Genomic DNA, 9,993 nt, shown 5'->3' on the forward strand with positions numbered 1-9,993 from the left:
ATAAAAGGGTGTCTATGATGAGCAAAAAAGTTTCGATGCAGCAAATCGCGGACCGACTTGGTATGTCCAAGTTCACCGTTTCTCAAGCTTTATCAGGTAAATCAGGCGTTAGCGATGAGAATCGGCTTCGTATTCAAGAGATGGCGAAAGCCATGGGCTATAGGGTCCAACACGCTCATGCTCAACCCATGCAGAAGATCCCTCATGCAGCCAGCCAGGGTACTAACGAAGATCTGAACATAGCGGCAGAGGTTACCCCCTATATTTTGGTCTGGATTCAGTCTGCCTCTTTGCAGGACAACCCTTTCTGGGGAAAGGTTCTCACCGGTATTGCCTCAGCCAGCAAAGCGTCAGGCTACGAGCATCTCATCGTCCCCATCGCACCAAACCACCAGCCTGGACTGCAAATGCCATCCTATCTCGATCCATCGCATTGTATGGGACAGCTGTTAGCAGGAACTTTTCCCGCGCAGTCCGTCATTTCGTTGAAGCAAAGTGGGATTCCGCTCGTCCTCATTGACCATAGTGAACCGCTTATCAAGGTGGATAGTGTGCTGAATAATAATATGGATGCTGGCAAAATGGCCTGTCAACGCCTGCTATCCGCTGGAGCGAAACGCATTATTTTCATTGGCGACGATCATTTCGCCGTTAGCTTCAAAGAGCGATGGTGGGGTTGCCGCATGGCATTAGAGGATATGGCCGGACCGGCTGAGCACTATCATTTAAAGAAATGGCAAATCGCTTACGGCGAGCATCGCATGCTTCACCAACTGGAACGCAAAGTGGCGGCATTGACGCAGGATAGCGTACCAAATGGTTTTATTTGTGCGAACGATCATCTGGCACTTGCTCTGATGCCCCTCTTACAACGCAATGGCTTCGACGTGCCAGGCCGCGTTAAAGTGATTGGCTTAGACAACATTGAACCCGCCGCCTATGCGAATCCTCCCTTGAGCACCATTGAGTTAGGTAAGGAATCCCTCGGCATTCGAGCCGTAGAAACACTGCTATACCGACTGAACCACCCCGGTAGGCAAACGGAGAAAATCATCATATCCGCCCGCTTCATCGCACGGGATTCTGGATAACATGGGGATAGGTTCGACCACAGCAAAAAAACACGCCGAATTCGGCGTGTTTTTTGATGTTACAATTCCGTCTATCTTCCCACCATCTGCATATTCTAATGGACACTACGGACCTTATTCCAGCCCAAATTGTTCTTTTCAGAAGCTAACGGACATCAGCGCCTCTATTGGGGCAAAACAACATGATCAACGACTGAATTCTACTAAATAGCATCTTCTGTGTCCGTTAGCTTTCCAAAACGTCTCATTTTGCCTATATAACGCCTTTTATGTCCGTTACTTACAATCATTAGTTATAAATAACTAAGCCCAATGGATACTAGCATACCCGCTAGAGATATCCAAAATAAGTAGGAACGACCGATTCGTTTCAGACTTTTATCTTGGCGATCCATGACGGATTTCTTCCGATTGCTGCTCGTTTTCGTTTCTTCTTCCAACTCATCTGTGACTTGGGATTTCCAATTCACGAATTGAAAACCAACCCCGCTGATCACCACGGATACCATCATCAAAATCAAAGAACCCATAAAAACCTTGTCCGCTATGGACGCCATGCTGCACCCGACCTCACTATCTACCTGTAGTCGTTATATTATACTTCAAATGGGCGTCAGAATACAGGAAAGCCCCAATCGACATCACGTCGATTGGGGCTTCAATAGCTTACAATGTGCGATCGCCTGGCTTCCAATTCGCTGGGCACAGACCTCCGGCTTGAAGCGCTTGAAGCACGCGGAGTGTCTCGTCAACCGAACGGCCTACATTCATGTCCGTGACCACTTGATAGCGCAGCACGCCTTCTGGATCGATGATGAACAAGCCGCGGTGCGCAGCACCTGTTTCATCGTCTAGGACGCCATAAGCACGTGCCGTTTCTTTGGAGAAATCACTGACCAAAGGAAACTTCACTGGGCCGATCCCGCTTTGATCGCGCGGTGTTTGTGTCCAAGCACGATGCGTGTAGACACTGTCTACCGACGCGCCAACGATGTCACAATCGAGGTCAAGGAATGCCTCGTAATGGTCACTGAAAGCCGTTATTTCCGTCGGACACACGAATGTGAAGTCGAATGGCCAGAAGAAGAATACGAGCCATCTGCCACGGTAGTCCTCCAACGAGATTTTTTCCTCGAGCGTTTCCATATTTTTCGTCGAAAGAAGTGAGAAATTCGGTGCAGGCAGCCCTATTTTAGCAAAGGTATGGTTGGATTGAACGGTTAGTTGCTGTGTCATGGTATTATCTCCTTTGTGGATATGAGTGATTTAGCTAGCGATTTCAGCTAGTGCTTTTTTGAGTTTGGTGACGTTGAGACCTAGAATTTTGTGTTCTCCGATTACGGTGACAGGCAATGACATTAAGCCCATATCGTGCAGTTCTTGTCCAAATTGATCATTGAGATCGATGTTTCTTTCTTCATAGGCGACACTCTGGTCTGTTAAATATTTCTTCAACTGTTGGCAATATGGGCAGTTGGAACTGGAATATACGATAACGTTAGACATTGGCGGTCATCTCCTAGTAGGTTTGAATTATTTGTATTGCGGAATCAATTGAGCCCGTTTATTAATGAATTTATCAACAGCCATGGCGGCAATCGCACCATCCGCAGCGGCAACAACCGCTTGTTTAACTGGTGTACGTCTGACTTCTCCCGCTCCAAAAACACCTGCAACCGGCGACTGCATCGAGCTATCTAAAATCATAAAGCCCTCTTCGTCTAACGGCACTTGATCCTGTAAGAAATCCGTACCTGGCTTACTGCCAGATAGGAATACGAATACACCATCTACGTCCAGCACTTCCTCGCTGCCAGAGCTTGTACGAATTTTGAGACCTTGTACCTGCTTGTCTCCCAGTACTTCAAGCGGCTTTGTTTTATAGAGGATATTCGTGCCTTTCAATTCCGGAACGTGATGAACGCCTTGCAGCTCAGGACGCGGTACGACAAAATGGATTTGACTCGCAAACTTACTTAATGCTTGCGCTTCTTCCAGCGCCTCCTCGGAATCTCCGATCACAGCGACCGTCTTCCCTTCGAAAAAAGCACCATCACAAGTGGCACACGTGCTTACGCCACGTCCCATTAGATTTTCCTCGCCAGGCAGCATGCGATTGCGTCCCTTCGATCCTGTCGCAATGACAATAGACTTGCCTTCATACATCCCATCTGCGGTATACACGTACTTCGTTTCGCCTTCTACATCCACATCCGTAATTGTCGTCTGGATGAATTCGGCCCCAAACCCTTTTGCTTGCTCGCGCATCGTATCTAACAGATCCTTACCCGATAACTCGCCAAGCACACCCGGATAATTCGCAATTTTGTGAGTAATGGCCAAAGCTCCTGTATTCGGTGCTTTGTCGATAACTAATGTTTTCAAATTCCCTCTTGCTGTATAAATCGCCGCAGAAGCTCCCGCGGGTCCAGCTCCAACTATAATGACATCATACATGGCGATGCACTCCTTCCGTACGGCTTTCATTTCATTGATAATCGATATCAGATAATAATTATTATAAATAAAATAAATAGAAAGTCAATCCATTTTATAATAATTCTAAATAAGGGAAAAGAAAGAGCTGCCTAGAAAGTAGTGATTTCCTACTTTAAGACAGCTCTGAGTTTAACTCTGTTGAAATCCGTAACCGTTCCTAGACTACTGGATACGGTGGATAATAGGGTGGACAATAGGGTGGATATGGACATGTATTATAGGGTGGATATGGATATGGGTATGGATATGGATAGTAAGGTTGTGTCGCCGCACCATATAACAATGGGGCCACTACCCATGGCAGCAAATTATTAAAACCACCGCCGTGGTGAGGAAAGTGTCCATGCCCCCCGGGAAAGTGGCCTGGTCCACCTGGGAAGTGACCTGGACCTCCAATGCCTCCAATGCCCCCAATCCCGCCAGGACCATGACCTAGCCCACCAGGGCCGTGACCAATACCTCCCGGTCCATGCCCAATACCGCCAACGTGCCCTCCTACCGGCGGACGTAATTCTTGATCTTCTTTCTTCGTCATATCGGAATCACTCACATTCTTCGTATAGTTTGATTTTCTTCTATACTGTATGTGTGCGAATGCCTACTCGGTGAACAAATGCCCAAAAAATGGGCGCTTCGCGCTTGTTTCACTCATAATTTGATTAAATTGACTATCTACTTGGGCTAGTTTAGTTAAACCTTGCGAGATTAAACTCGCATCATGTGAAATCTGATATTGATCATAGAGTGCTCGCAGCGCGATACTTGTTACTGACTGAAGCTGAGACAATCGGGCTTCTTTATCCGCCTTAATGGATTCAAATGTTGGCTTCGTAATACCTCCGCCTCGGAGTGGAAGTAAAGACGGGGTCAGAAGTCCTAATTCCACAGAAGTTAATTAAACTTCCTGACAATAAGCTAAACATTCTGCAAGGGAATGCATCGTTTCTTGTTGAGCGCGGAGTAATTTGGACGCTTCCCACTGTCCTTTTTGTAAATCCTGTTCGATTAATTCTAGCATCCAGAGCGAATGAACAATCGTATAACGGTGGTAATCAGCAATGAAAGCCGCAGAATCGGCTACCCAGCCTAGCGAAGCTCTTTGATTCACATACGCCTGCAGCGCTGCAAGACGAGTGGTGGAGCTAATCATTTTCGGAAAATCAGGATGGATCATATCTAATAAACAATACAAGTCCCAATACACGGAATTATGATGTACGAACTCCCAATCTATAATAATAAACTCAGCTTCTTTCCGACCTAAATTCCCCTGATGATAATCACCATGTGAAATAACAATTTCAGATGCTAAGCTTCCGTTCCATGTCGTAATGAGTTGCTTGATAGCTGCAATCTTTTCCCCATCTAAATATAGCGTTAACAATCGCTGACCCGTGTTGTGATACCCATCCAAAACCTCTTGCATCAAATTAGTCAGATCTCGTTTATCCCCTGTGAAATGCGAAGGTATCATCTGAAGTGGAAGACTATGCCATAAGGGAATACTCGCGGCAGCAACGACATAATCACCATCCGCTAATTGATGCGACATCTCGCCCATATCTTCATAGATCGTCCAAAACTTTTCAGGATCTTCCTGCTCAGCAGTAACATAAAGCTTAGGAAACCGCACAGGTACAGAACCTAGCAATTGTTCGTATATCCATTTCTCACGACCTGTCGTCGTTCCATTCGTTACGGGCTTAAATATATACGATTCTCGCTGACCATCGATATCCACCCAGAATCGCTCAATCACCCTGCCATTTCTGCCTATATACACGGGCTCTCGCCCCATAATCATTGCAGCATTCAATTCTCCATTGGGCGTGACAACACTTGAGAGCACCTGCTCACGTTGTTTATACACCACCGTATCACCTCTCAACTTATTCCATCTCTTATCAACCTATTCGCTAACCGCAGTTTATACCCCTTTACGCTAAAAGAAAAAAAGCACCTGATGTAGGTGCTTTCCTCTTTATATGCAATTTCGTTCGAACCTAGTTACTGGCAAATTAAGCGATTAGCCATTATTTTTCAAATAATATCAACATTACTTTTGCTGCTTGCTCGCGAGAAGCCACTTGGGACGGAGATAATGTCGTATCAGAGGTTCCACTCAATAAGCCTTCCCGTACGCTAAGTGCCATATAATTGGTTGCCCAGTCTGAAATTACATTTCTGTCACTAAATGAAGTCAGTATTATTGATGAATCTGTATTAGCCACAGATTTTGTGTTTTTTACTTTTTCCAAAGCACGCCCGATCATTGTTGCCATTTGTTCACGGGTAATTTTTGCATTCGGTGCAAATTGCTCTGAAGTAATTCCGTCAATGAAACCGGCCTTATATACGGATGCAACTCCATTGGCATACCATGCATCTTTTGCAACATCTTTAAATGGCACAGTTGAAGAGCTAGAAGAAAGACCAAGCGTATTGGACAGCATGACCGCAAATTCAGCACGGGTTACGTTTGCCGCCGGGTCAAATAATGAGTCGCTGCGGCCAGTTACAATTCCTTTGGCAAAAGCTTGAGAAATGTAAGTTTCCGACCAACGTCCCTTCACATCGTTAAACGATTTATTAATTTGCATCAATGTGTACGTACTGAAGTGACTGACGCTAAATTCAATGGAATTCGTTTTTTCATTATACTTGCCGCCTGGAATAAGTTCCCATTTCCCTGTCGTAGGGTTAAAATACTGCGGCGCAATTTTATTAACGTCTACTTTTGATTTATCTACTCCGTCTAACGACATACTGACGACAACCTTATCGCCAAACTGATTGTTCAACAGCGTTTCGGTATTGTCATTCTTTGTGGAAGATAAATTAAAATCATTCACAGGTACATTTATCGTATCTGCATTTGTCGGCTTTTTATCTAGTAAAGATTTAGAATCAGTTGGTTGACTTACTTTGACTTCGATCGATTTCACTTTATTGGAATCGACAACTGGTAAGGAATCAGGGCTAAATTTTAAAACGACACCATCAATGTTGACAACCAAGTTTACATTCTTCGTCTTCAGATCACTTAAATTAGAGGAAGGAAGCGTAACATTCGTAATGTCTCCAACTGCTGTATCTTTAGGCACATTAACAATCACTTGTTTTTCCAATTTTTTGGCCAAATCTGAAAAATGATTTTGATTCAGCAAATTTGAAAGTGTCGTTGTCGTTTCATCTGTACTTTGAATTTGTTTCTGCAAAGCATCAGAGTCCACAACAATCTTGGTTTCTTTTCCGCTGGTATCCATTTTTAACTGCGTAGAATCTAGGGTTCCAGCTTTTTGATTGATTGAATTTGCAAGTTCAGTGACAGTTGTAATAAGCTTTGGATCCTCGGGTAGACCCTGATCGTTCGTTAATTTTCTCACAGAACCAGCCAAAGGTATAATTTTATCAGTCATTGCGGAGGAAGTCTTTAGGCCGCTCACTTTAGAAGCCGCAGAAGCCATCAAATTGATATTATCCAGAATTGACTGCAGGGCTTGCTTGGATTTATCTGGGTCTGTAAGCGTAAATAGCCCTGTTAAAACTTGATTTAATTGTTCAGATGCGGTGTTGATTGCATCCTGGATGTCTTTGTCCGATGCGTTCGGATTGTTGATATTTTTAAGTGTAACCGTGATTTCATCTAGTTGATCAGGATCACTGTCTTTAGATGGTGTAGAGATAGGGACGACTATAATACCGCCGCTAGGATTGGCTACAGTAATAACGATAGGTGTTGCTGTCATGGAGCTCATAGAACTGCCATTTCCACCTACCACGATTGTATATTGACCAAGTAAACTTCCTAAAGTGAATGTAAATGTTGTGTTTCCGGTGCTATTGGACTTGGCTGATTTAGAATCAGTGTGGAAAATACCACCGGTGCTAGCTATGACTTTCATTACAATATCCCATGAAGTTGGGGACGTTACAGTTACAGTCACTATATCACCAGGTGCATATGTGGATTTATTCGTTTGAGCTTGTATGTCGTTTGTAGCAAAAACAGCTGAAGTAAATACAAATGTGCTCACTAGGAGCAAGGTAAGCATCAGACTCAAAACCCGTCGTGTCGCTGTCAAATGATTTCATCCTTCCTTAATATGAGAGGGAATTTGCGAAATAATTCGCAAATTCCCCGGTTCAATTTACTGTATAACATGTAAGACCTTTTCTTCTGCTAGTAGCTTTTGAATTGTCATTGTATTGGTATCCAAACCATCGTAAATATGAACAGTAACTGTATAATTGGAAAGATCACCTGTTAAACCGTTAAATTTCTGTTCAAAAGATTGGCTAAATTGAGTTAAATCAGCTGTTATTGTCGTCACTTGAACAGGAGTAGTGCCGTTCATTAACTCAAATACAATCACTTCATTTCCTTGATGTTCGTTTACTTTGTTGATCGTAACATTCGCCGTAATCACGCCACCGTTACGATTCAAAGTCCCTTCTGATATCACATACTGTCTGCCGTCAAAGCTTCCGCCTAGTGATACGGTTGAATTCGTGACTGCGGAATTTCCAAGCGCGTTTTTCATTCCACTTATTGTTAAAGTAGTGGTGCCAACAGAGAATGTCGATCCAGCCGGATTAACAACTGTAATCGTTAAGACTTTTCCGCCATTCGACCAAGCACCTGTATAATCAGCGCCTAGTACTTTGCCGCCAAAGCTCACAATGCTGTCAATCTGCGCTTTGTTCATTGTTCCGGACTTGTTCGTCGCTTGATCGAAAGTAATGGTAATTGTTGAGTCAATTGCTATTCCATTCTGTGTAATGTCATAGCTTGCAGCAATTGCGCTAACAACTTGTGGCGCCGCGATATGACCGAATGTACCTTGAATTTGATACGTGCCTGTTACCATGGCAGTTCCGGTTACATCCATGATGCCAAGGGCATCAAGCGTGATTGTTCCGTTATCTTGAAGCTGCGGATTAACTCCTAAAGTAATAACTAATGTTCTTGCATTCGTCCACTCTGCAGAAGCTCCAGTTCCGAGAATGTCGGTCAATGCATTAACCGTTGCAGAGCTGTTCGTATCCGATGCAAATGTGATCGTGAGCTTGTCCCCAAATCCAGCGCCATCATTGATGCCTGCGTCAGAAGCAATAACACTGTTAACACTTGGCGCTATCGCTTGTCCAAATGAACCCGTGACTTGTTGCACTACATCAGTAAGCCAAGCCAAGTTATTACTATCCTTAATGCCAAGACCAGTCAGATCAATTTGATCCCCAACTTGAATTGTAGCGCCATTGGTCACATGGATCGTCAACGTCGTACCGTCCGTACTCCATACTGCTGTTGCGCCAGTACCCAATGTGTGTCCGTTGCTCACTTTAATGTCCTTAGGATCAATTGCCGGCTTATTCGTTGCGGTATTGAAAATTAGTGCAATAGTATCTCCTGCGCCAGCGCCTGGAGTCCCGCCATTCATCGCCATGGCATACAAGAAGCGCGGAAGTATTCCTGGTGTGAAGCTTCCATCCAATACGACTGGGTTCGTGTTCGCCGCTGGTACAGTCCCAGTTACATCTTTGATGCCAAGACCGCTAAGATCTAGCGTATTGCCGATTGCCAGGTTCGCATACACAGCCCCGCTTACTGAGCCATACGTGGCCAAGGTAATCGTTAACGTCTGCGGAGTTTCCCAGATAGCTGTGGCGAAATCGCCAAGTGTGTACGTAGATCCAGTTACTGTAGATCCAGTTACTAGTACTGCTCTCAGCATCTCTGATGTAATCACCGGTGTATTCGTTGGCCGGTCAAACATGATAACGATCTTATCTCCATAGATATCAACAGTTCCATCCGCATCATAAGCAATTGCAGAGAGGACAGACGGAATGGATGCTGTACCAAAACTGCCTTGGAATGCCATTCCGCTTACTGCCGTCAAATCCACTTGTCCAGTGGCATCCTTAATTCCGTGACCAGTTTCAAACGAGAGTGTATCGCCATTTTGAATGGTAGCCGACGAACTCAAAGTTATAGTCAATACGGTGTTCGTGCTGTCCCAAGTATACGTAGAACCGGTTACTGTCGCGTCAAGCGTGCGAATGCCGCCATCTACTACGATCTTCGTCGGATCGAAGTTGCTGTGATCAACGGCTGTATCGAATACGAATACCAGATGATCGCCTGTAGTTGTAACATTTCCATTTGAATTGACAGCATAGATTTGTGTTACGTTTGGTGCGACTGCCACGCCGAAGTTGCCGCTACCAATCGGCATCGTCACTGTCGCCAATTCTTCCAGGCCTGTTACGTCTTTGATACCATTGCCCGACGCAATTACGATGCTATCACTTGTCGTTATTGTCGGATTACTGCCCAGAGTGATCGTCAGACGGAGGTTATCGCTGCTCCAATTGAACAATGCTCCCGTACCAAACG

The 9,993-nt window shown here is 44.7% G+C and carries 10 protein-coding genes; 1 reads left to right on the plus strand and 9 read right to left on the minus strand.

Translation table 11 applies throughout. The annotated features are described in order from the left end of the window. Window positions 1-17 precede the first annotated feature (17 nt). Entirely contained in the window at window positions 18-1,091 is a 1,074-nt protein-coding gene (locus tag AC58P7_RS11885) for a LacI family DNA-binding transcriptional regulator (RefSeq protein WP_497342987.1), read from the plus strand. A 293-nt stretch (window positions 1,092-1,384) separates the two neighbouring features. Here the strand turns inward: AC58P7_RS11885 and AC58P7_RS11890 are convergent, their stop codons facing one another. The 9 genes from AC58P7_RS11890 to AC58P7_RS11930 all read right to left on the minus strand — a co-directional run. Next, a complete protein-coding gene (locus AC58P7_RS11890; RefSeq protein WP_497342989.1) occupies window positions 1,385-1,648 on the minus strand; it encodes a hypothetical protein in 264 nt (87 codons plus the stop codon). A 109-nt stretch (window positions 1,649-1,757) separates the two neighbouring features. Then, window positions 1,758-2,327, minus strand: a complete 570-nt coding sequence (locus tag AC58P7_RS11895; RefSeq protein WP_497342991.1) for a peroxiredoxin — start codon at window positions 2,325-2,327, stop codon at window positions 1,758-1,760. A 30-nt stretch (window positions 2,328-2,357) separates the two neighbouring features. Then, a complete protein-coding gene (locus AC58P7_RS11900) occupies window positions 2,358-2,597 on the minus strand; it encodes a glutaredoxin family protein (RefSeq protein ID WP_497342993.1) in 240 nt (79 codons plus the stop codon). 27 nt (window positions 2,598-2,624) lie between these two features. Continuing rightward, a complete protein-coding gene (locus tag AC58P7_RS11905; RefSeq protein WP_497342995.1) occupies window positions 2,625-3,548 on the minus strand; it encodes an NAD(P)/FAD-dependent oxidoreductase in 924 nt (307 codons plus the stop codon). Window positions 3,549-3,747: 199 nt separating this feature from the next. After that, a complete protein-coding gene (locus AC58P7_RS11910; protein ID WP_497342996.1) occupies window positions 3,748-4,125 on the minus strand; it encodes a hypothetical protein in 378 nt (125 codons plus the stop codon). Between the two features lie 63 nt (window positions 4,126-4,188). Then, entirely contained in the window at window positions 4,189-4,476 is a 288-nt protein-coding gene (locus tag AC58P7_RS11915; RefSeq protein ID WP_497342998.1) for a hypothetical protein, read from the minus strand. Between the two features lie 9 nt (window positions 4,477-4,485). After that, complete coding sequence (locus tag AC58P7_RS11920) at window positions 4,486-5,460, minus strand: phosphotransferase (protein WP_497343000.1); 975 nt, start codon at window positions 5,458-5,460, stop codon at window positions 4,486-4,488. 163 nt (window positions 5,461-5,623) lie between these two features. Beyond that, complete coding sequence (locus tag AC58P7_RS11925) at window positions 5,624-7,627, minus strand: S-layer homology domain-containing protein (protein WP_497343002.1); 2,004 nt, start codon at window positions 7,625-7,627, stop codon at window positions 5,624-5,626. 114 nt (window positions 7,628-7,741) lie between these two features. Next, on the minus strand, window positions 7,742-9,993 hold a 2,252-nt coding region (locus AC58P7_RS11930; protein ID WP_497343004.1), incomplete at its 5' end, for a beta strand repeat-containing protein.

The sequence above is a fragment of the Paenibacillus sp. J22FR5 genome (genome assembly GCF_059691975.1).

Excerpts from the sequence above, each read along its gene's own strand:
- AC58P7_RS11890 (WP_497342989.1), bottom strand. The coding sequence starts at position 1,648 with ATGGCGTCCATAGCGGACAAGGTTTTTATGGGTTCTTTGATTTTGATG.
- AC58P7_RS11895 (WP_497342991.1), bottom strand. The coding sequence starts at position 2,327 with ATGACACAGCAACTAACCGTTCAATCCAACCATACCTTTGCTAAAATA.
- AC58P7_RS11885 (WP_497342987.1), top strand. The coding sequence starts at position 18 with ATGAGCAAAAAAGTTTCGATGCAGCAAATCGCGGACCGACTTGGTATG.
- AC58P7_RS11910 (WP_497342996.1), bottom strand. The coding sequence starts at position 4,125 with ATGACGAAGAAAGAAGATCAAGAATTACGTCCGCCGGTAGGAGGGCAC.
- AC58P7_RS11900 (WP_497342993.1), bottom strand. The coding sequence starts at position 2,597 with ATGTCTAACGTTATCGTATATTCCAGTTCCAACTGCCCATATTGCCAA.
- AC58P7_RS11905 (WP_497342995.1), bottom strand. The coding sequence starts at position 3,548 with ATGTATGATGTCATTATAGTTGGAGCTGGACCCGCGGGAGCTTCTGCG.